General features: G+C 67.5%; 23 protein-coding genes. 13 read left to right on the top strand and 10 right to left on the bottom strand.

The window, feature by feature from the left end; translation table 11 throughout:
* Positions 1–3: 3 nt before the first annotated feature.
* Entirely contained in the window at positions 4–591 is a 588-nt protein-coding gene (locus AB0L60_RS04335; RefSeq protein ID WP_364607072.1) for a DUF1003 domain-containing protein, read from the bottom strand.
* Positions 588–1,913 carry a CBS domain-containing protein gene (locus AB0L60_RS04340; protein WP_364607075.1) on the bottom strand — a complete coding sequence of 442 codons (1,326 nt, stop codon included), beginning with the start codon at positions 1,911–1,913 and terminating at the stop codon, positions 588–590. The genes AB0L60_RS04335 and AB0L60_RS04340 overlap by 4 nt, the downstream gene beginning before the upstream one ends.
* A gap of 61 nt (positions 1,914–1,974) precedes the next feature.
* Between AB0L60_RS04340 and AB0L60_RS04345 the strand changes: the two genes are divergently transcribed.
* Genes AB0L60_RS04345 through AB0L60_RS04355 form a run of 3 tightly spaced genes read left to right on the top strand, consistent with a single transcriptional unit; the run spans position 1,975 to position 4,034 of the window.
* Positions 1,975–2,910, top strand: a complete 936-nt coding sequence (locus AB0L60_RS04345; RefSeq protein WP_364607078.1) for a CoA ester lyase — start codon at positions 1,975–1,977, stop codon at positions 2,908–2,910.
* A gap of 52 nt (positions 2,911–2,962) precedes the next feature.
* Positions 2,963–3,454 carry a general stress protein gene (locus tag AB0L60_RS04350; RefSeq protein WP_354833658.1) on the top strand — a complete coding sequence of 164 codons (492 nt, stop codon included), beginning with the start codon at positions 2,963–2,965 and terminating at the stop codon, positions 3,452–3,454.
* Between the two features lie 4 nt (positions 3,455–3,458).
* A complete protein-coding gene (locus AB0L60_RS04355; protein WP_364607082.1) occupies positions 3,459–4,034 on the top strand; it encodes a suppressor of fused domain protein in 576 nt (191 codons plus the stop codon).
* A gap of 17 nt (positions 4,035–4,051) precedes the next feature.
* Here the strand turns inward: AB0L60_RS04355 and AB0L60_RS04360 are convergent, their stop codons facing one another.
* On the bottom strand, positions 4,052–5,614 hold the full coding sequence (locus AB0L60_RS04360) for an alpha/beta hydrolase (RefSeq protein ID WP_364607085.1): 1,563 nt from the start codon (positions 5,612–5,614) through the stop codon (positions 4,052–4,054).
* A 146-nt stretch (positions 5,615–5,760) separates the two neighbouring features.
* Positions 5,761–6,831, bottom strand: a complete 1,071-nt coding sequence (corA, locus tag AB0L60_RS04365; RefSeq protein WP_364608495.1) for a magnesium/cobalt transporter CorA — start codon at positions 6,829–6,831, stop codon at positions 5,761–5,763.
* A 71-nt stretch (positions 6,832–6,902) separates the two neighbouring features.
* Here corA and AB0L60_RS04370 point away from each other — a divergent pair, with 71 nt between their 5' ends.
* The 4 genes from AB0L60_RS04370 (at position 6,903) to AB0L60_RS04385 (ending at position 11,360) form a co-directional block, all read left to right on the top strand.
* A complete protein-coding gene (locus tag AB0L60_RS04370; protein WP_364607087.1) occupies positions 6,903–7,757 on the top strand; it encodes a PHP domain-containing protein in 855 nt (284 codons plus the stop codon).
* Positions 7,754–8,020, top strand: coding sequence for a hypothetical protein (locus tag AB0L60_RS04375; RefSeq protein WP_364607089.1), 267 nt, complete (start codon positions 7,754–7,756; stop codon positions 8,018–8,020). Before AB0L60_RS04370 ends, AB0L60_RS04375 begins: the two co-directional genes overlap by 4 nt.
* Positions 8,021–8,071: 51 nt before the next feature.
* A complete protein-coding gene (locus tag AB0L60_RS04380) occupies positions 8,072–9,628 on the top strand; it encodes an FAD-binding protein (protein WP_364607091.1) in 1,557 nt (518 codons plus the stop codon).
* Positions 9,629–10,151: 523 nt separating this feature from the next.
* Positions 10,152–11,360 carry an NADP-dependent malic enzyme gene (locus AB0L60_RS04385; protein ID WP_364607094.1) on the top strand — a complete coding sequence of 403 codons (1,209 nt, stop codon included), beginning with the start codon at positions 10,152–10,154 and terminating at the stop codon, positions 11,358–11,360.
* Between the two features lie 63 nt (positions 11,361–11,423).
* Here the strand turns inward: AB0L60_RS04385 and AB0L60_RS04390 are convergent, their stop codons facing one another.
* Entirely contained in the window at positions 11,424–12,305 is an 882-nt protein-coding gene (locus AB0L60_RS04390) for a sterol desaturase family protein (RefSeq protein ID WP_364607097.1), read from the bottom strand.
* 140 nt (positions 12,306–12,445) lie between these two features.
* Here AB0L60_RS04390 and AB0L60_RS04395 point away from each other — a divergent pair, with 140 nt between their 5' ends.
* Positions 12,446–13,606: a histidine kinase gene (locus AB0L60_RS04395; protein ID WP_364607100.1), complete on the top strand. Its 1,161-nt coding sequence runs from the start codon at positions 12,446–12,448 to the stop codon at positions 13,604–13,606.
* Positions 13,607–13,640: 34 nt separating this feature from the next.
* Entirely contained in the window at positions 13,641–14,300 is a 660-nt protein-coding gene (locus AB0L60_RS04400; RefSeq protein WP_364607103.1) for a response regulator transcription factor, read from the top strand.
* Positions 14,301–14,660: 360 nt separating this feature from the next.
* Here AB0L60_RS04400 and AB0L60_RS04405 read toward each other — a convergent pair whose 3' ends face one another.
* Positions 14,661–15,281 carry a gamma carbonic anhydrase family protein gene (locus tag AB0L60_RS04405; protein ID WP_364607106.1) on the bottom strand — a complete coding sequence of 207 codons (621 nt, stop codon included), beginning with the start codon at positions 15,279–15,281 and terminating at the stop codon, positions 14,661–14,663.
* Positions 15,282–15,358: 77 nt separating this feature from the next.
* Here AB0L60_RS04405 and AB0L60_RS04410 point away from each other — a divergent pair, with 77 nt between their 5' ends.
* A complete protein-coding gene (locus tag AB0L60_RS04410) occupies positions 15,359–15,784 on the top strand; it encodes a hypothetical protein (RefSeq protein WP_364607109.1) in 426 nt (141 codons plus the stop codon).
* A 211-nt stretch (positions 15,785–15,995) separates the two neighbouring features.
* On the opposite strand, the gene AB0L60_RS04415 is transcribed toward AB0L60_RS04410, so the two are convergent.
* Positions 15,996–16,466 carry a hypothetical protein gene (locus AB0L60_RS04415; protein WP_040863499.1) on the bottom strand — a complete coding sequence of 157 codons (471 nt, stop codon included), beginning with the start codon at positions 16,464–16,466 and terminating at the stop codon, positions 15,996–15,998.
* 623 nt (positions 16,467–17,089) lie between these two features.
* Positions 17,090–17,536 (bottom strand): DUF4189 domain-containing protein, encoded by a 447-nt coding sequence (locus AB0L60_RS04420; RefSeq protein WP_354833680.1) that lies wholly within the window; start codon positions 17,534–17,536, stop codon positions 17,090–17,092.
* Positions 17,537–17,912: 376 nt separating this feature from the next.
* Between AB0L60_RS04420 and AB0L60_RS04425 the strand changes: the two genes are divergently transcribed.
* The gene (locus AB0L60_RS04425) at positions 17,913–18,140 is read left to right on the top strand and encodes a hypothetical protein (RefSeq protein WP_364607112.1); all 228 of its coding nucleotides are present in this window, start codon (positions 17,913–17,915) and stop codon (positions 18,138–18,140) included.
* Positions 18,141–18,166: 26 nt separating this feature from the next.
* On the opposite strand, the gene AB0L60_RS04430 is transcribed toward AB0L60_RS04425, so the two are convergent.
* The gene (locus tag AB0L60_RS04430) at positions 18,167–18,754 is read right to left on the bottom strand and encodes a TetR/AcrR family transcriptional regulator (RefSeq protein ID WP_364607114.1); all 588 of its coding nucleotides are present in this window, start codon (positions 18,752–18,754) and stop codon (positions 18,167–18,169) included.
* A gap of 61 nt (positions 18,755–18,815) precedes the next feature.
* On the opposite strand from AB0L60_RS04430, the gene AB0L60_RS04435 reads away from it, so the two are divergent.
* Positions 18,816–19,289, top strand: a complete 474-nt coding sequence (locus tag AB0L60_RS04435) for a nuclear transport factor 2 family protein (RefSeq protein ID WP_364607117.1) — start codon at positions 18,816–18,818, stop codon at positions 19,287–19,289.
* Positions 19,290–19,338: 49 nt separating this feature from the next.
* Complete coding sequence (locus AB0L60_RS04440) at positions 19,339–19,800, top strand: hypothetical protein (protein WP_364607120.1); 462 nt, start codon at positions 19,339–19,341, stop codon at positions 19,798–19,800.
* A 299-nt stretch (positions 19,801–20,099) separates the two neighbouring features.
* Here the strand turns inward: AB0L60_RS04440 and AB0L60_RS04445 are convergent, their stop codons facing one another.
* Positions 20,100–20,951, bottom strand: a complete 852-nt coding sequence (locus AB0L60_RS04445) for a helix-turn-helix transcriptional regulator (protein WP_364607123.1) — start codon at positions 20,949–20,951, stop codon at positions 20,100–20,102.
* Positions 20,952–20,953: the final 2 nt, after the last annotated feature.

Here is a 20,953-nt window from a genome sequence, read left to right on the forward strand (position 1 = left end):
TGGTCAGTCGCCATCTTTTTGTGGCGAAATTGCGACCTCATCAGGCTTCCGATCGGTACCTTTCTTTGCTTTCTTGGGCTTCGCGAGCTCGTCGCCGACTGTCAGTTTCTCCAACCTGACCAGGGATTCCTTGATGTCGTCCAGTTCCCGGCGCACGTAGTCGCGCGTGGCGACCTCGCCCACGGCCAGGCGCAGCGCGGCGAGCTCACGCGCCAGGAATTCGGTGTCGGCTTTCGTCTGGGCCGCTCGTGACCGGTCCTCCTCGAGCGAGACCCGGTCGCGATTGTCCTGGCGGTTCTGCGCCAGCAGGATCAGCGGCGCGGCGTAGGCAGCCTGGGTGGAGAACGCCAGATTCAACAGGATGAACGGATACGGGTCCCACTGCAGCCGCAGCGCGAACACATTGAGCAGGATCCACACCACCACGATGACGGTCTGGATCACCAGGTAGCGGCCGGTGCCCAGGAAGCGGGCCACCTTCTCGCTGGAACGGGCCATCGCCTCGGGATCCCAGTCGAGGCCGCGGAAGCGGCTCTGGACCGGAGTCTCCAAACGCTGGCGGGCGCTGAGTTTTTCGAGCCGTTCGCTCATGCGCGGCCTCCCGTCCCCTCGATCACGGGCATGCCGTGCGCATCGTGATGGTCTTCGTCCTGTTCGCGCCAGTCCTCGGGCAGCAGGTGGTCGAGCACGTCATCGACGGTGACGGCTCCCAAGAGATGATTCTCCGTGTCCACCACCGGCCCGCACACCAGGTTGTAGGTGGCGAAGTAGCGGGTCACGGCGGTGAGCGGGGCATCGGGCCGCAGCTGCACCAGATCGGTGTCGACGATGCCGCCGACCAGGTTCGCGGGCGGTTCCCGCAGCAGCTGCTGGAAGTGCACGCAGCCCAGGTAGCGGCCGGTCGGGGTGGCCGTGGGCGGACGCACCACGAAGGCCATCGACGCCAGGGCCGGGGTCAGCTCGGGATCGCGGATGCGGGCCAGCGCCTCGGCGACCGTGGTCGAGGCGGTGATGACGATCGCGTCGGGCGTCATCAGACCACCGGCGGTGTAGGGAGCGTGCTCGAGCAGGCGGCGCACCGGTTCGGAGTCCTCCGGATCCATCAGCGCCAGCAGCGATTCCGCCTCGCCCTCGGGCAGCTCGCCCAGCAGGTCGGCGGCGTCGTCGGGGTCCATGGCCTCGAGCAGGTCGGCCGCGCGTTCCACACCGAGCTGCTCGAGCAGTTCCACCTGGTCGTTCTCGGGCAGCTCCTGGACCACGTCGGCCAGCCGCTCGTCGTCGAAGGCGGCCGCCACCTCGATGCGGCGCTTGAGCGGCAGTTCGCGCAGCATGTGCGCGACGTCGGCGGGTCGCATGCCCTCGAACTGCCCGAGCAGCTGGGTGACATCCTGGCCGGGCAGGTTCAGCTCGGTCTGGGTAAGGCCGCGCACCTGTGCCCAGTCGACCACGTGCACCGCGCCGCGCCGGCCGAAGCCCACGCCGAGGCGGCGGCGTTCGCGCACGGCGACCCGGGACACCACCCAGTCGCGGGTGCGGCCCTGCTCGATACCGAGGTCGACCACCACCACGTCCGTGCTCGCCAGCTGTGGCAGCTCGGGGTCGGAGACGCGGACCGTGGAGTCGAGAATCTGCGCGATGGCCAGCAGCTCGCCGGGCCGCTGCTCGAAGCGGCGCACGCTGATGGTGCCGGTGGTGAGGGTGATCGCGCCGGGGTCGATGGTCTGCACCCGCAGCATGGGCACGAAAATCCGCTTCCGGGTGGGCAATTCGACGAGAACGCCCAGGACTCGGGGTTGCTGGCGGTCATAACGTATCGAGATCACGATGTCGCGGAGGCGGCCGATAGACTCGCCGTCCGGTCCCAGTACCACCAAGCCCGCCAACCGGGCGGCGAAAACCTTCGTCGCTGCCATGTTTGGTAAGGCTAGTGGGTCAAACGCGTCCTAAATGTCGCGCCACGTGAAGGAGTGAGCCATGACATCGCGCCGATCGGTGCTCGCCGTCCCCGGCAGCAACCCGCGCATGATCGAGAAGGCCAAGGGACTGTCCGCTGATGAGGTGTTCCTGGATCTCGAGGACGCGGTCGCGCCGGCGGCGAAGGAGGCCGCGCGGGCGAACATCGTGGCGGCCCTCAACTCCGGTGGCTGGGGCGCCCAGATCCGCGTTGTGCGGGTCAACGATTGGACCACCGAGCACACCTATGCCGATGTCATCACGGTGGTGGAGGGCGCGGGCTCGGAGCTGGACGCCATCCTGCTGCCGAAGGTCACCGACGCCGGGCAGGTGCAGGCCCTGGACCTGCTGCTGACCCAGCTGGAGAAGGCCAACGGGCTGCCGGTCGGGCGGATCGGGATCGAACCGCAGATCGAGAACGCGCTCGGGCTGCGCAATATCGACGCCATCGCCACCGCGAGCCCGCGGGTGCAGACCCTGGTGTTCGGGCCCGCCGACTTCATGGCCTCGATCAATATGCGCACCCTGGTGGTGGGCGAGCAGCCCGAGGGCTATGAGCCGGGTGACGCCTACCACCACATCTATATGACGATCCTGCTGGCGGCCCGCGCCCACGGCCTGCAGGCCATCGACGGCCCCTACCTGGCGGTTCGCGATATCGACGGCTTCCGCCGCAACGCATCCCGCACGGCCGCACTGGGTTTCGACGGCAAGTGGGTGCTGCACCCGGATCAGATCACCGCCTGCAACGAGATCTTCAGCCCGCGCCAGGCCGACTATGACCGGGCCGAGGAGATCCTCGACGCCTACGCGTTCCACACCTCGGCCGAGGGCGGCGCGCGGGGCGCGGTGATGCTCGGCGACGAGATGATCGACGAGGCCAGCGCGAAGATGGCCCAGGTGATCGCTGACAAGGGCAGGGCGGCCGGAATGGCGCGAACCACGTCTGCTCTGTGAATCGGGGCACGGCGAATCGGCGTCCGTCGATGCGAAATAGCATGATGGAGTCATGACGAATCCCATGGGGAATCCGAGCCGGGGCCGTCCCGGCCTGCCGACGCCACCGTCGGGCTGGCCGGTCGGCTCCTACCCGACCTATGCCGAGGCGCAGCGGGCGGTCGACTACCTGGCCGACAACCAGTTCCCGGTGGAGGGCGTGACCATCGTCGGCGTCGACCTCATGCAGGTCGAGCGGGTGCTGTACCGGCTGACCTGGGGCAAGGTCATTGGCGGCGGCATGGTTTCGGGCGCCTGGCTGGGCTTGTTCCTGGGTCTGTTGCTGAGCATGTTCACCTCCGGCGGGGCCATCGGCCCGCTGGTGGTCGGCCTGGTCGGCGGCATCATCTTCGGCCTCATCTCCGCGTCCATCCCGTACGCGGCCACCCGGGGCCAGCGCGACTTCGCCTCCACCATGCAGCTGGTGGCCGGTCGCTACGACGTGCTGTGCGACCCGAAGACCGCCGAGCAGGCGCGCGACATGCTCGCCAGGCTGGCCATCTAGGTCCATGGAGGTACTGGATCAGGTCCGGGCCGCGGTGCTCGGTCATTTCGAGGTGGAGTCCGCGGACGCGGCGTCGGTGACGTTCCTGGGTTTGGAGCCCATCGACATCCTGCGCATCCCGGACGGTGAGTTCGTGCACTACGCCACGCTGGGCGGTTCCCGGCATCCGATGACGGATCCGGCCGCGGCGCTGGCCGATCCCGTGCGCGGGCCGCGCGCGGAGCTGGTGCTGACGCTGCGCGGTGGTGCGGGCGCGGGTTCGGGGCTGACCCGCACGCTGGGCGTGCTGGTGGCGGCGCCCGCGGTGGAAGGTGTTGTGCTGCAGGCGGATGCGCTGCTCGATCTGGGAGAACCGTTGTGGACCAACGCGCCGTTCACCGCGGTGCTGCTGGACGCGAGCGACATCCCGGAGGTGGAGCTGCCGGAACCCGCTGAGCCCGTGCGGTTCCTGACGATCGCGCCGATCACCGCGACGGAGGCGGCATGGGTGCGGATTCGCGGCGCGGCGGCGTTGCGCGACGCCTGGGCCGAGGCGGGAATCGATGTGCGCGATCCCGCCCGGGCCGCCGCGTCGCTCTGATCGACCGCCGCTTCGCTCTAATCGAACGGGTTGCCGTCGATCGGACAGGTCGCGCCGTCGGCCGGAAGCGTTCCCGCGATGAGATAGTCGCGTTTCGCGGCCTCGGAGCAGGTGCTGTGCACGTACATGCTGCTGTGACCGGCTCCCTCCACCACCAATAGGCGCGCGTCCGACAGTTCCGCCGCGCCGGCGGCGGCTCCGGCCAGCGGTGTCGCGGGATCATTGCGACTGTTGATCACCAGGATCGGGGCGGTCGGCCGATTCCACGGTCCGGAGTAGGGGTGCACGGCGGTCTGCGGCCAGTAGGCGCAGGTCAGTGCGTCCAGGACGCCGAGCCGGCCGAAGACGGGCACCCGCTGGTCCTCACTGATCGCGAGGGCGCTGTAGCGCCGCTCGTCGCGCGGCACCCGGCTGTCGGCGCACTGGACGCCGTGGAAGGCCTCGGTGTAGTTGTCGTCGTAGGTGTTGGCGCCGGTGCCGCCCAGGCCCTGCGAGCTGCCCGTGCCGATGTCGGCCACCTGCCGCACCAGGGCCGCGGTCTCGGCGAGCACATCGGTCGGCCGATACGGTGTGTCGCGCAGGTCGTAGAGAAGTTGCAGGGTGGCGGCGACCTGCGGCCAGCCGGCCGGATTGGACAGCTGGCCCGCCGCGGCCACCACGGTGCCGTAGTCGTAGCGTTTGCCGTCCCACGAGATCGGTTCGCGCCGTACCCGTTCCAGAATCCGCTGCCATTTGTCCCGCGGATCTCCCTGGGAGAAGGCGCATTCGGTCCCGGCCGCCACACAGGCGTCGAGCATGGCGTCGAACGCGCCCGCGATTCCGGTGGCCACGTCCTGGCGGGTGTCGATGGGCTGGTCGGCGGCGGCGTCGTCGAGACCGAGGGCGTTGCCGCGGAAGTCCATCGAGCCATCCAGCGCGAGGGCGCGGACCCGGCCGGGAAACATGTTGGCGTACAACGCGCCGAGGTAGGTGCCGTACGAAATGCCGTGGTACGTCAGCTTGTCGTCGCCGACGGCCCGGCGCAGCAGATCCAGATCCCGGGCGGTGTTCTCGGTCGACAGGTGCGGCAGCAGGTCGGCGGCGCGCTGTCCGCAGTTGTCCGCCAGCGTCTTCGCGGCCGCGAAGAACGGCGGCTCCGTGTCGGGCGTGCCCGGCATCGGGGGATAGGTGGCGAAGAACAGCTGCTGCGCGGTCGCGTCCGGAAAGCAGTGCACCGGCGCGCTGTTCGCGCTGCCGCGGGTATCCCAGGACACCAGATCGAAGCGGGCGCGCAGCTCGTCGGAGAACAGCCACGACCAGTGCGCCCGTTCCCGCAGCCGCTGCACCCCGGACCGGCCGGGGCCGCCGAAGTTGACGAAGAGCGTGCCGATCCGCCGGGCCGGGTCGGCGGCGGGGAGTTTGATCACGGCCAGGTCGATCGATCGCGCCTCGGGATGCTCGTAGTCCAGTGGCACTCGCGCTGTCGCACAGGAGAATCCGGAATCACAGTCGGTCCACCGCAGGGTGGGTGCTGGTGCGGCATCGGCGAGGGCGTCGACGTAGGAGTCGGTTGCCGGGCCGGCCGCGGCGGGCACCGGCACGGCCAGGAGAAGCCCGAATATTGCTGTCCACCAAGCCATCCGGCCGCGGACCGGCGCAGTCCTCATCACGAACACAGCCGAATTCATAGCAACCCGGCGGCGGGCGCGTCGAGGCGGCCGGCAAAGCCGCTGGTGGCGTTCGGTGCTCAAAGCCAGTTGTTGCGATGGAAATTCGCGTACAGCAGGGCGCACAGGCCGACCATCACCGCGATCACGATGGGGTATCCGTAGGTCCACGAGAGTTCCGGCATGTGTTCGAAATTCATGCCGTAGACGCCCGCGATCATGGTCGGCACGGCGGCCATGGCGGCGTAGGCGGAGATCTTGCGCATATCGGTGTTCTGCTGAATGCTCACCTTGGCCAGCGCGGCGTTGATGAGGGCGCTGAGGGATTCGTTGAAATCGATGATCTGCTCGGTGACCGCGGTGTGGTGGTCGGTCACATCGCGCAGGTAGCGGCGGATCTCCTTGGGCAGCGGCAGGGTGGTGTCGTGGGTGAGCACCTGCAGCGGCATCCCGAGCGGCTTGACGGCCCGGCGTAGTTCCACCACTTCACGTTTCAGCTGGTAGATGGCGTCGATCTGGAGCTTGTTCGCAGGGGTGAAGACGGCCTCCTCGATGGCGTCCACATCCTCCTCGATCGCCGCCGTGACCTCCACATAGGAGTCGACCACGCGGTCGGCCACCGCGTGCAGGACCGCGCCGGGCCCCAGCGCGAGCTGGCGCGGGTCGGCTTCGAGATCCTTGCGCACACCGCTCAATTCGGTGTGCTCACCGTGGCGGACGCTGATTACGAAATCGGGTCCCGCGAACACCATGATCTCGCCGGTGTCGACGATCTCGCTGACCGTGCTGAGCTCGTGCTCGACGTAGCGCACCGTGCGCAGCACCAGGAACAGGATGTCGTCGTAGCGTTCGAGTTTGGGCCGCTGCTGCGCCTTGACCGCGTCCTCGACGGCGAGTTCGTGCAGGCCGAAGGTCTGCGCGATATCGGCCATGAGTTCCTTGCCGGGTTCGAGCAGTCCGAGCCAGACGAATCCTTCGTGGCGTTCGCGCACTTCGGCCAGCGCGTTCTTGTAGGAGCTGTGCTCGAACAGCCGCACCCCCTCGACGTAGACCGCGCAGTCGACGATCCGGCCGTGATGGACAGGCATCTTGGCGGGGTCTCGCGGCTCGCCGGACCGCCCGGGCCAGTGGAACGACGGCAGCGGCGGTATCGAGGACACATCAAGGATGCTAATCGTCCCGCCCCCTGGCGACGGTTCGGGCCGCAGGCAATATAGGGGGCGTGCGCATCGATCTCCACACCCATTCCAACGCGTCCGACGGCACGGACACCCCGGCCGAACTGATCGCGAACGCCGCCGCTGCCGGTCTCGACGTCGTGGCCCTGACCGACCACGACACCACCTCCGGCTGGGCCGAGGCCGCCGCCGCGCTCCCTCCGGGCCTGACGCTGGTGCGCGGCATGGAGATGTCGTGTGTCGGGCTGGGGGAGGACGGCTATCCGGTGCCGGTGCACCTGCTGGCCTACCTGTTCGACCCCGAGGACGAGTCCTTCGCGCAGGAGCGTGAGCGGTTGCGTGCCGAGCGGGTGGTGCGGCTGCGGGCCATGGCCGAGCAGATGGCCGCCGACGGCCTGCCCATCGATCCGGACGCGGTCATGGCGTCGGTGGGCCCGTCTGCGGGTCGCCCGCATCTGGCCCGGGCGCTGGTGCAGGCCGGGGTGGTGCCGAGCGTGGACGCCGCGTTCCACGATCTGCTGGCCCCACACGGCCGCTACTACGTCGAGAAGGCCGACACGCCGCTGCGGCGGGCCGTCGAAATGGTGGCCTCGGCCGGCGGCGTCAGCGTGGTGGCGCACGCCCGGGCTCGCAAGCGCGGGCGGCTGCTGGCGCTGGACCACATTCGCGAGATGACGGAGTTCGGGCTGGGCGGCCTGGAACTCGATCACCCCGACCACAGTGCGGACGACCGCGAGGTGCTGCGCCGGCTGGCCGCCGAGCTGGGTTTGCTGACGACCGGCTCCTCGGATTACCACGGCGCCAACAAGACCATTCGGCTCGGCGAATTCACCACCGACCCAACGCAATTCGAGGAAATCGTGGGCAAAGCGAGCGGGGTCCCGGTGATCACCGCATGAGAGTGGTCCGGGGCCTGAGCGGAGTCGTCGCGGGGGGCACGCTGGTGCTGGCGGCCACGGTCGCCATCACCGCGATCATCGGTGCTCGGCGTGGTTTTCCGGGCCCCGGATGGGCGGCGGTGGCATGGCATGTGACCGCGGCGGCAGCCGTGCTGGCCGCCCAAATTTATGCGGATAGACATCGGGGTTTTGCGGCTTTTTTCGGATGTTTGGTCGTTTTCGTGATAGCCGGATATCTGCTCTGGGCGCAGTGGTGGAATTGAAATACCCATAACGGTTGCGAGTGAGTGAACCGTCGTCGAACATTTGTCGTTATGACCGAATTCGACGCCGATGTGCTGGTGCTGGGAGGTGGCCCGGCCGGAGCCTGGGCCGCGCTGGCCGCTGCCGCTGCGGGCGCACGGGTATTGGTCGCCGACAAGAGCCGTTGCGGCAGCAGCGGCCCGACGGCGCGGGGCGGGGTCACGCTGTGGAACATTCCCTCCGGTCCGGCTCGGGAGGAGGCCGTGCGGCAGAACTTCGCGCACGGCGGCGGGCTGGGCGACCCGGAGTGGATGTACCGGGTGCTGGAGGAGACCCATCGGCGTGTCGGCCAGCTGGTGACCGGCGGCTTCCGGTTCCGGGGTGAACACGCCGAGCGCCCGGCGCGGGTCTATCTCGACGGCGCGAAGTATCTGGGCCGGCTGCGGCGCAGCATGGTGATCGCGGGAATCCGCATCCTCGACCACCATCCCGCACTCCAGCTCATCACCGACCGTGACGGCGTCGTGTCCGGCGCGGCGGGTGTGACGCAGGGTGGCGAGTTCCGCGGCTGGACCGTCCGGGCGCGCGCGGTGGTGCTGGCCACCGGCGGCTGTGCCTTCCTCTCCGGTGGCGCTGGCACCGATGTGGACACCGGTGACGGGCTGCTGATGGGGGCCGAGGCGGGGGCCGAACTGTCCGGCATGGAGTTCTCCAATGCGTATTCGCTGACCCCGGTGGCCGATTCGCGTCTGCTGGGCGGCCGCCCGGTGGCCGCGGTATTCGCCTCCGACCAGGTCATGCACTTCGCCACGCTCTACGACGAGTCGCGGGCGGTGCTGTGGGGGCAGGGATGCGGTTCGCGGGCACAGGCTTTCGCGGCCATCGCCGACGGGCGGCGGGTCTACGCCGCACTGGACGAACTGCCCGAGGCGGTGCGCACGGAGCTGCTGCGGCACGGGCCCAGCCTGACCGGTCAGGTGCCGCTGTGCGCGGTGCTGCAGGGCACGGTGCGCGGCACCGGCGGGCTGCGGCTGACCGGACCCGACTGCGCGACCACGGTTCCCGGCCTCTACGGCGCGGGCGACGTCACCACCCGGGAGCCCATCACCGGGGCGGTCAGCGGGTTCGGCGGCCAGAACGGCGCGTGGGCCATCTCCTCGGGCGTCTGGGCGGGCGCGGGTGCGGCCGATTTCGCCGTGGGCCGTCGCAAGCTCGGCAAGGCGCGCCCGGTGCCGGGCGCGGGCCTGGGCGATCGGGCGCGCCTCGATCCGCGCGCGGTGGTCGGTCTGGTCCAGGAGCACACGCTGCCGCTGCGGCGCAGCTACTGGCGCAGCGACGGCAGCCTGCGCGACAGCATCGGCGAACTGGACGGCATGTGGCCCGGCGTCGAATTGGCGCTCGGCGGAAAGGGACCCGATCGCCTGCCCGCCCGGCAGGCGGCCGCGCTGCTGGCCGTCGCCCGCTGGACCAAGTACTCCGCCCTGGCCCGCACCGAGACCCGCGGCATGCATCGCCGCACCGACCATCCGGGCGCCGGAAACGACTGGCGCGTACGGTTGCTCTCCGGGGGTCTCGGCAGTGTCTGGGTCCGCCCGGACCTCACGGCGGTGGGTGCAACCCCCGCTTGACAGCTCACAGCCGCCGCGGCCGCGTTGTGACAGTTCTCCGAGTTCAGGTTCCGACCAGCGAGTTCCTGTTCATCTCGGCGTGATTCGACTGCCTTACCCTTCAACGATGGTGAGGCGACGCGACGGACCCGGGGGCGATTTGGCAGGCTGTCGCAGCTACTGGCAGAATGGGCCGATCCCGGCCGCAGCCACCGCCCGGCCCGGGACACTCGGTGATCACGGACCCCGACTCGCGGGTTCACACGAGGTCACCCCGGCTGTATCGCCCGGACACACCCCTCCGGTTCTCGCTCGACGATCTGCGCTGCCGCGACACACTTCTCGCAATGCCGTAATACTTTGTATGCGTCGCCACGATGAGGTGGCAAGGTTTCCACGAAGTGGCTCGGAAGTGATGTCGACGTCGCTGAACGCGGCTGCGGCAAAAGATATATGAGCACCGAAACCACAAATTCCGCTATTACCGAACGGTAACCGTCAAACGGTTGAGTCCGAACCGATCAGGAGTGAAATCGTGTCACCCGTGACTGAAGCAGTGAATGCCACCGAGGCCCCCGCGTCCAATGGGGCGAACCTGTCCGACATCACCACGGAAGAAATTTTCGCCGGGCACCTTGGCGGCAAGCTCTCGGTCGAACTCACCGCTCCGCTCGACACCCAGCGTGATCTGTCCATCGCCTACACCCCGGGCGTGGCGCAGGTCTGCCGCGGCATTCACAAGGACGAGAGTCTGGCCAAGACCTACACCTGGGCCGAGCGCCTGGTCGTGGTCGTCTCCGACGGCACCGCCGTGCTGGGCCTGGGCGACATCGGCCCGCGCGCCTCGCTGCCGGTGATGGAGGGCAAGGCGGCGCTGTTCAAGAAGTTCGCCGGTCTGGACTCGATCCCGATCGTGCTGGACACCAAGGACGTCGACGAGATCGTCGAGACCCTGATCCGCCTGCGCCCGAGCTTCGGCGCGGTCAACCTGGAGGACATCTCCGCGCCGCGCTGCTTCGAGATCGAGAAGCGCGTCGTCGAGGCCCTCGACTGCCCGGTCATGCACGACGACCAGCACGGCACCGCCATCGTGGTGCTGGCCGCCCTCAAGGGTGCGGCCGCGGTGCAGGGCCGCGACATGTCCGGTCTGAAGGTCGTGGTGTCCGGCGCCGGCGCGGCCGGTGTGGCGTGCACCGACATCCTGCTGGCCGCCGGGGTTTCCGACATCGTCGTGCTCGACTCCAAGGGCATCGTGAGCCGGGATCGCGGCGACCTCAACAGCGTCAAGGCCGAACTGGCGCAGCGCACCAACCCGCGCGGCCTCACCGGCGGCGCGGCCGAGGCGCTGGCGGGCGCGGACGTGTTCCTTGGCCTGTCGGCGGGCACCATCGCCGAGGAGCTCATCGCGTCGATGGCTCCCGAGTCCATCGTGTTCGCCATGTCGAACCCGGACCCGGAGATCCACCCCGAGGTGGCCAAGAAGTACGCCGCCATCGTGGCCACCGGCCGCAGCGACTTCCCGAACCAGATCAACAATGTGCTGGCCTTCCCGGGCGTCTTCAAGGGCGCGCTGGATGCCGGCGCGCGGCGGATCACCGAGGGCATGAAGGTGGCCGCGGCCGAGGCGATCTTCAACGTGGTGGCCGGTGAGCTGTCCGCGGACAAGATCATCCCGAGCCCGCTGGACCCGCGGGTCGCGCCGGCCGTCGCCGAGGCCGTCGGCGACGCGGCTCGCGCGGAGGGTGTGGCGTAGCCACTCACCGAGCAACGAAAGGGGCGCTTCGTCGTAAGACGAAGCGCCCCTTTTCGTATTGGACTAGACCGCGGCCGAGACCTTTTCGAGGTCGGGGATGGCGGCATTCTCCTGCCACCCGGGCGGGCAGAAGATATATCCGAGACGGCCGCGCCAGGTTCGAGCAGTCCGGACATCACGGACGAGATCGACGAGTTCGGTGTAATTGACCTTGATCGGATTGTCGGTTTCGATGTCCTTGGTCAACCCGTAGCGAATCGGTTCGGTTTCCGCGGCGAAGCTGCCGAACAGGCGATCCCAGATGATCAGGATGCCACCGTAATTGGTGTCCAGATACGGCTGGTTGGAGCCGTGGTGCACACGGTGGTGGGCCGGGGTGTTGAACACGAATTCGAGGGGCCGCCACAGGGTTTTCACGCGCTGGGTGTGGATCGGGAACTGGTAGAGCAGCCCCAGCGACTGCAGGGCGAACACCATCCAGGCCGGGAAGCCCAGCAGTGCCGCGGGCACCCAGCACAGGCCGCGCACGATATTGGCGGCCGGATGCGCCCAGGGCAGCCGGATGGCGGTGGAGAAGTTGAAGAACCGGCTGGAGTGGTGGACGCTGTGCGAGGTCCACAGCAGCCGCACCCGGTGGTCGGCGCGGTGTGCCCAGTAGTAGCAGAAGTCGGTGACGATCAGGCCCAGCACCCACGCCCACCAGTGCGCCGGTGACAGGTGCAGCGGGGTGAAGTGCGCGGCCAGCACCACGCCGGAGAACGGAATCAACTGCGCCAGAATCGGTTTGGCAATACGACCGAGCACGAAGGTGGCGATGTTCGAGGTGGTGTCGCGGCGGTCGATGCCATTGGCCGGGCGGTCCGGGTCGCGCCGGTTGTCGATCCATTCGATCAACATGAGCAGCGCGAACGCCGGCAGGGCGTAGATGAACAGGTCGGCATTCACGGGCGTGCTCCTGGGCGGGGCGGTCGGGCTGCTGGCATGTGCTCGACGCTAGTTCGGCGGCGCGCGCGGATCGTCGCGCCGACGGGGGATTCCGCGTCCCCCACACGGGGGACGGCTGGTCCCCGGGGTACCGTGCGGCCATGGATGTGACCAGGTCGCTGGCCCGGCAGTCGCTGCTGGTGGCCGCCGTCGCGGCGGCGCTGGATGGGGCCCAGATGGTGATGTGCGGGGCCTTCGGCGCCGCGCCCGCGCTGGCCGCGATCCTGACGCTGGCCACGGTGGCCGCGGATCTGGCGCTGGCCGCGCCCGCCTCGACGGCGGCCGCGGTGGCGGTGGCGCAGGTGGTGGTGAAGGTGGCGGTGGCGCTGTTCGCCCACCACTACGGCATCACCGCACGGGTTTTCGATGTCGGCTTCCTGGTCGCGGGGTATCAGGCGGGTGCGTGGCTGAGCGGGCTCAGCTCGGTGCTGACCGTGCTGCTGCTGGCCGGCGGCTCGCTGACGGTGAACCTGGTGGCGGCCATCGCGAGCGTCAACAATCCGATCCGGCTGGCGATCTTCGCGCTCGGCGCGGGCGTGGTGCCCTGGCTGGTGGGCCGGTACACCGCGGCGCGCGGGGCCTATATCGCGGAGCTGGAGCAGCGGGAGAGCCTGCGGCAGCAGGAGCAGCGGGCGGCGCTGGACCGGGCGCTGGCCGATGAGCGCGAGGCCATCGCCCGGGATCTGCACGACGTCATCTCGCATCATGTGAGCGCCATCGGTATTCATGCCGGGGTGGCGCGAATAGCGCTGTCCCGCACCGATACCGAGGCGGCGGCGCGGTCGGTGTCCGCGGTGGAGTCGAGCAGCCGCGCCGCCATGGTGGATCTGCGCCGGCAGCTGGATCTGCTGCACGGCCGCGACGACGAGGGGGAGCGGCAGCCCGGCCTGGCCGATATCGAGGATCTGGTGCAGCGGGTGCAGGACGCAGGATTGACTGTGCACGTGACGGTTTCGGGTGCGCCGCCGGTGCTGCCGGAGTCGCTGGACGTCATGCTCTACCGGGTGGTCCAGGAGCTGCTGACCAATGCGCTGCGGCACGGGCGTGATGCGGCCGCGCTGGAGATCGGTTATCTCCCGGGCGCGGTGGAGTTGCGCGAGACGAATCCCATTGCGGCCCTGGAGAGTAACGCCGGGGTGTCGCGCGGCCTGGACGGGATCCGCCGCCGGGTCGAACTGTTCGACGGCACCGTCGCCTACGGTGCCGACCCGTCCGGAACCCGTTGGGTCATCCGGGTTTCCGTGCCCATCGGGTCCGCATGATGCACATGGGGACCGCACTGCCGATCGGAGCCGCATGAGCATCACCATCCTGATCGCCGACGACCACACAGTGTTCCGTTCCGGTCTGCGCGCGGTGGTGGACGCGCACCCGGATCTGGAGTGCGTGGCCGAGGTGGGCGACGGCCGCGCCGCCATCGAGGCGGCCGCCCGCACCCATCCGGACGTGGCGATCCTGGATGTGCGCATGCCGAAACTGGACGGGCTGGCCGCCACCGCCGCCATCGTGGCGGCGGGCGGCACCCGGGTGCTCGTGCTCACCACCTACGACAGCGAGGCCAACCTGCACCGCGCGCTGTCGGCCGGGGCCAGTGGCTTCCTGCTGAAAAGCCTTCCGCCCGAGGAACTCGTGGCCGCCATCCGGGTGGCCGTACGCGGCGACGCCGTCATCGATCCATCCATGACACGCCGCCTGGCCACCCGCCTGCTGACCGGCATCGCCCCGCCGGTCGAGCCACCGGAGCTGGCACAACTCACGGCCCGCGAACGTGAGGTACTCCTACTGGTGGCAGATGCCCGCAGCAACAGCGAGATCGCCGCCGCCCTGGGCGTCGGCGAGGAAACGGTCAAAACCCACGTCTCCCGGGTCCTCGCCAAACTCGGTGTGCGCGACCGCATCCACGCCGTCGTCTACGCCCACCAACACGGCCTCGTACACCCCGACCGTCCCCACTGACGACATCACGGTATCCAGAGACAGCCCGACCCACCCACCGGGTTGACCCCACGAGTGGGAGCCAGTAGCGCGCACTGTTGGCGGGCCGTACGGCGCTCCGCGGGTTGATCGTCCGAGCGGTCGTGCTTGGCCGGGTCGGAGTCGGCCACCTCAGCTTGCGACGAATGACGCGGTTCTCGAACATGATTCCGCCGATCAGAATTGCGAAGAACACCGTGAGGCCGAGCCACATTGCTGTTGCCTGACCGATGGCACCCGCGGCTAGGACCGCCGCGAACAACACGGGCACTACTCCCGCCCCGATGTCTTCTCGGTCACCGTAGACCGTCGCCGCCGCTCCCCGGCAACCTTTCTCGACGACTAGCTACTGCCACCACTGCGGCGCAATTCGTGCAAGGGAGTCGATACGTCGCGGCCGGTGCTGAGGCGCGGCCGGTTGATCGGAATCTCGGCCAGCGGTGTGGTCTCCCGCATCGAAGCCAACGACCTCTTGGCCAATTCCTGATAGACCTTCACGCCGTTGGCTTTCCACCGCAACGTCTGCTCATCCAACGGCCGGGTCTCGGTGACCGGGTTACCGACCGCGAGATGCTCTGCGGGGATCGTCGTGTCCGCCCGAACCATGCTTCCGGCGCCCACGAGCGCGCGTGCTCCCACCCGTGCGCCATCCATCACGACTGCGTTCATGCCGACCATCGCCCCCGACTCGATGACGCAACCGTGCAGTACCGCACCGTGCCCGATGTGGGATTCGGTCTCCAGCAACAACTCTCGCCCCGGAAACGTATGCAGCACACAGCCATCCTGAACATTGGATCCCGCACCGATGACGATCGGGCCGAAGTCGCCTCGGATGCTGGCCACCGGGCCGATGTAGCAGCCGCTTTCGACCACGACATCTCCGATCAGCACCGCTGACGGGTGCACGAACGCGTCGGCGGCTACAACCGGTATAACTCCGTCGATTTCATAGCTGGGCATACCCACTCCTGTTCCCCCGGGCGGCCCCGGTCAGTTCCGGAGCCTCTCACAACGTCTCGAGGCATCAGAATTCGGCGTTGAAGCAGGGCTTGAGCCTGTTATCGGTAGTTGCCGACGTTCCGCCAGCCTCGGATCGGCACGGCCAGTTGATTTTCCGATGCCCCGCCCTGGCCGGTTCGGTCAGCTCGGTATGCGGCAGCAGCGGATGTAGCGGCGTTGCCCTGGTGTCCTGCGCCGGCAGCGATTTAGTTGTGCGGCAAGCTGGTGCGATGGGTTATGAGCTCGATTCCGGGCGGCGTCCGCTGCTGTTCCTGGCGTTGGTCACCGCGATGTCGTTGCCGTTCATCGGCTTGGGAGCCCCTAACCGGCATGATGGCGCCTTCGGCCGACTGCGCCCCGCCGGTCCGAGCCGCCCCATAATCGGCATGTGCGGACACAGGAACGGCCCGAGTTGTCTCGGGCCGTTGATCTTCCACAGGACCGCGCTGGCCGGTTTCAGCTAGAGCCACAGGAAGCGGCCGGTCATCGCAGGTGTTGCGATGACCGGCCGTTAGTGCCATTTGCGTGCGCACTGGAGTCGATGAAGAAGATCGACCTCGCCGATAGGCCAAAAACCATTGCTGCGTAACGGCGTTCGATTCACTTTGTGTGTCCGGAGGGGCGTCGACCACTGCACTCCATACCGTCCACCGACCCATTGTCCCAACTGGTCGGTCAGAGTTGCGTGTGCCCGGAGCCGGTGAGGATGATCAGCGGCATCATCAGAGCGCCGAGAATATCGTTTCCGGTGCACTGGGCCGAGGCGCTGGAGCTGCCGGTCGGCTGGCTGCCGCAGTTCTGCACCGTCATGGACTTGGTCGACGAGCCCTGCGTGGCGGTGAGGCTGTAGACGCCTTCGGGAAGCTTCGAGCGATAGACGTACTGGATGATCCCGGTGCCGGCCGTGGATCCGGCTTGCGGGGTGAAGGTGCCGACGTTCTGCCCGTCCAAGGTGACCGTGACCGGTGCCAGGGCGTCCGCGCCGCTGGTGGTCACCAATATCGTGCAGGTATTGCCTGCCCCTTCACATCCGCCGATGCCGGTGTCGACCTGTGTCAGATTCACATTGTCGACCGTGGCCGACGCCGATGCCGCCGCGACGACCGGTATCGCCAGCATGGCCACCGTGACGGCGGCCCAACTCATTTGCCTCATCTGTACTTTCCCGTTGGAGTAGTCGTTACCGGCACCTGAGTGCCGCTCCGACGGTAACCGCGTAGTGAGGCCCCGCGCGTTCAAATTGAAAAGCCTGTACTTCAATATGTCCCTGCGCTTCGCATGCGCGTCATAGTGGCTTCTTCATGCGCCGCGAGCGCCTGGACGCCGGGAGCGGCTTCCACAGAGTCGGCTCTGGGCGTGGTGCCCTCGAAGAGGCCGGTGGTCCCGTCGGTGGTGTAGCGCTGGGCGGCGGTGACGTTCACCGGCTGCGGCGCGCCGCAGGCCAGTTCGCCGACCAGATACCGAAGAAGACGAATTGTCGAGGGAGCGCCGGTGCGTTCGGCCCGGCCTCGGATCGGCGCGGCCGGTTGAGCTTCGCCCGCCCGTTGTAGCCGGTTCGGTCAGCGCGGGATGCGGCAATAGCGTGCGTTCGCGGTGACAAGGCAGCCCCGGCAGGCCTGAAGATCCTGGTCTACACCACAATGCCGTGCGACGCCGTCTCGAGAGGCTGCGGTTCGATCGAGAAACCACTGTGCCCCCAACCGAATTACCAGGCGGGGCACAGTCACTGTCAGGTCCGGCACCGAGGTTTCGGCGGTGCCACCCGCGAATCATGCGTTGGCGGTGCAGATTACATCGTTAATCGCCGTCGCCGACAGGTCCGCGGAACCGACATTGGCCAGCATGGCCCGCGGATAGACTCGGGAGAGACTGGAATAGGCCTCGCGGAGCGCGGACGCCCGGTCGCGGCCGGCGCCGCTGCCTACCGCGACGTCGTCTCCAGCGTCGTTCCGGTACACGAGTGCGCCACAGCCGTCCGACCAGGCCACAAGAACGGCGCAGTCGGAGATGCCGCCGTAACTGCAGTTGGCCATCGCCTCGTCGATCGCCTCGCCGCGGCTGCCCGCATTGACACTGGTGCCGTAGCTCCAGTTCTCGACACTGAACGCGATCGCACCGTGGAGATCGGCCGCATTCGCCGTACCAGCACCGATCGCCGACCCGGCCGCAAGGCCCACCGCCGCGACCCCGACGACGGCCTTACCCATGAACTTCATCAAGCATTTCCCTGTCAACGTATGGAGAGACTTACCCGACGAATCATGGCTGATCACTGTCAGATTCGCCAAAAGGCCTAAAGTCACACACCCCGCCTGCGAGTCTCCTCGAGATCGCGGACGTGCTCAATGGTTAGGCAAGTCGAGTCGGCGCGACGTCACAAACGGTTGACCGCAACTGCTGAATCGGCATAAGTGCGCTACCGGCGGCCGGACGGCCTCTGCTGGTTGATCTTCCGATGTAATCGCCATGTTGCCCGAAGGGCGAAGCAGCCTACTACCGAGTCAGTGCCCGAATTGCGGAAGCAGCTGGTGGGAATGTGGTATCGATCCGGTGCCATCCGACATGCGTGGCGCGCTCATTGGAGCGAATGGTATGACGGTGATTCAGGTCGAGAAAGGCAGTGTCGTGACAGCGTCGGCGATGAAGGCCCTCCGCGCTGCGCGATCGCTCTCGCCGGCCGAATCACGTTGCCTCGCTGACCAACTGTTCGGTCCGGGGATCGAGGGGACACTTATCGAAATGGAGGTCATCGGGCGGCTATTGCGTGAGCACTCGAAACACAGGAAGAACCTCCAGTTGAACGCACGCTCATCGGCATGAGCGCGCACGCATCACTTCGACCGCGATCATGTCGGCTGCACCGCTGTGCGCTGGGGCGCCGTGCTCTTGAGTTGTTGGACGGCCGTGTCGATGACATTGCCGATGTGGGAGTCGGCTCCTGTTGCGAGTTGCAGCAAGGTTGCGCCGTGGATACCGGCCACCAGTGAATGGGCGATAGCGTCGGCGTCGACGTGTGCACCGACGAGTCCCTTGGCCTGCATCTGATGGATCCCCGTCCGAATACGGCTTTGGAGTCGTCCGGCAGTCTCCGCGATCAATGCGCGCGCCCCGGGCCCGGCTCGATGCAGGTCGACGACCAAAGTGGTCATGGGGCAGTCGTTTCCATGCATGTCGTACTCACCGACCAACTGGTCACGCCATTGACTCCAGGCCGACCAGGACGACAACTCCGGCATCCGCTCGTCCATGCCCACGTGAACACGGTCGGCCTCGTATTGCGCTACAGCGAGCAGCAATTCGTCCTTGCCGCCGGGAAAGTAGTGGAACACTTGCCCTTTGCTGGTTCCCGACACCGCAACGACATCGTCGAGGGTGGTCGCGGACAGGCCATGGCGGCTGATGAGTTCTGCGGTGGCCTCGACAATCCGGTTCATCGCGGACTCGCCCTTGGCTGTGCGTGGTCTGGCCATCTGGGCGGCTACCTTCCCGCAGAGAATGAACTTGCCGGTCTATTTCAGAAGTCCGAATCTGGAGTGTATGGCCTCAGCAAACGAAATCACAGCGGTGATGCACGAGTACCTCGACGCGATCAACAGCGGCGACAACCTCGCCGTCCTGCGGCTGTTCGCGGCGGATGCAATCGTCGAGGATCCAGTCGGAAGTGAAACCAAATCGGCTCACGAGTTCTTCGCCGCACCGTTCCCCAGCCGTCCTCGGGTCGAACTCGTATCGCCGGTATCGGCGGCTGACGACGGCAGCGCGGCGGCGATGGCGTTCACATTGCGGATGATGTTGCACGGTACGCCGGCGACCATCGACGTCGTCGATGTCATGAGCTTCGATCGGGCGGGCAACATCATCCAGATGCGGGCACATTGGGGTTCAACCAACATCACCCTCGCCGACACCGACAGCGTCGTAGAGAACGAGCCGGCCGAACGGCACGAGACTGCAAAAACAACGGCGTAACTCCGAATCAAGCAGTGGCACTTGATGTCTGATACGACGGAGGGAAAAGATGGTGGGACAGATTGAGGCGGCGGCGGTGAGCATCGAGCTCGGGATCGATACCCGGGTCACGTTGGTGGCGGCGGGGTTGCTGTTCGTCTTGGCTTTGCTGCTGGGAGTATGGAAGTACCAGCAGGTCAGTGCATCTCCGGATGCGAGTGCACATGTGTATGTCGATATCGCGCATCGGGCTACCCTGCTGTACTCGTTCGCGACCCTGCTGCTCGCGGTGTTCACCGAGCTGAGTGCCTGGTCGACAGCAGTGAATCTGACTGCCGATGTGGTGGTCCTCTTCTTCTTCGTCGCCGCGATCGCGGCGTACATCTATCACGGATGGCGGCGCGACGCCACCAATCAGTTTCACGGGCAGACGGACAAGGTCGGCACTCGAGTCTCGATGGGGTTGCTGATCGTGGGTGAGGTCGGCGGTTTTCTGGTGCTGTTCAGCGGGTTTCTCGCCGGGCAGTTCTGACAGCGGGGCCGGACGACTGCTGACTCCAGCGCGACCGGCTCCAACCCGCACACCGATCCTTCGGACAAGCCACAACCCGAATCCACCAATCAGACTCGCGATGGTCCGCCTCACTCGCTGAACGACGCGGCGAATTCGTTATCCAGCAGCCGGATTCGGCGGCAGATTCGCTGCTGGCGGTGTAGTCCGTCTGGCCGCGCTGGCGCCTGGATCAGGCCGAGTTGGCCAAGTGGGGCACCGGTGTGTGCTCATCCCAGGCTGAAAACGACGGCACGTAGCAGAGGTTTGCCCGAATCAGGCTAGAGATCGATCACGTCCGGGCGATACACCGGCGCATCGGCGTTCCAGGAGCACAGGATTCGCAGGGCCAGGTGACTTGGCGACCCTTCGGACGCGGTATAGGTGACCAGCGTCTGATCCGGTGCCGTAAGTACCTGCAGCACTTGCCAATCCAGTTCCAACTCGCCGACTGTCGGATGCCACAGCCGCTTGCGGCCGCCCGCCAGCGTGCGCACGCCATGCCCGGCCCACCAGCGCCGGAAGTCCGCGTCACGCACCGACAGCTCCCCCACCAGACGCGCGAGCTGTGGATCGCCGGGCATGCGCGCGGCGGCCACCCGCAAACGGTCGACGGCCTCGGCGGCAACCTGGTCCCAGTGCACGAAAAGTCCGCGCATCCGAGGTTCCAGAAAGACCATGCGCACCAAGGCCCGCTCAGGCGGGGGTATCTCGGCGAAGTCCAAGAAGAGCGCGGCCGCTCCGGCATTCCACGCCAGAATGTCGGTGCGTGGACCCAGCACCAGCGCGGGGGCCGTGAGGGCCGCGAGCAGATCTCGCAGCGGTGCACCGACTTCGGGCTCGGCCGCCCGCCTCCGCCGCGGCCGTGCCTGCACCAGCATGCGCAAGTATTCGTGTTCCTCCGGAGTGAGCCGCAACGCCCGTGCGATCCCTGCCAGCAGGTTCTCCGAGGCCGCCGAGACGCGCCCCTGCTCCAGGCGGGTGTAGTGATCGACGCTGACCGAGGCCAGCAGCGCGACCTCCTCGCGGCGCAGCCCGGGCACTCGACGCGGATTGCCCACCGCGGGCAGCCCGACCTCCTCGGGAGACACCGCCGCCCGCTTGGCCTTCAGAAATTCGCCGACCTCGCTCACAC

The sequence above is a fragment of the Nocardia sp. NPDC051981 genome (assembly GCF_040680715.1).
Taxonomy (GTDB): domain Bacteria; phylum Actinomycetota; class Actinomycetes; order Mycobacteriales; family Mycobacteriaceae; genus Nocardia.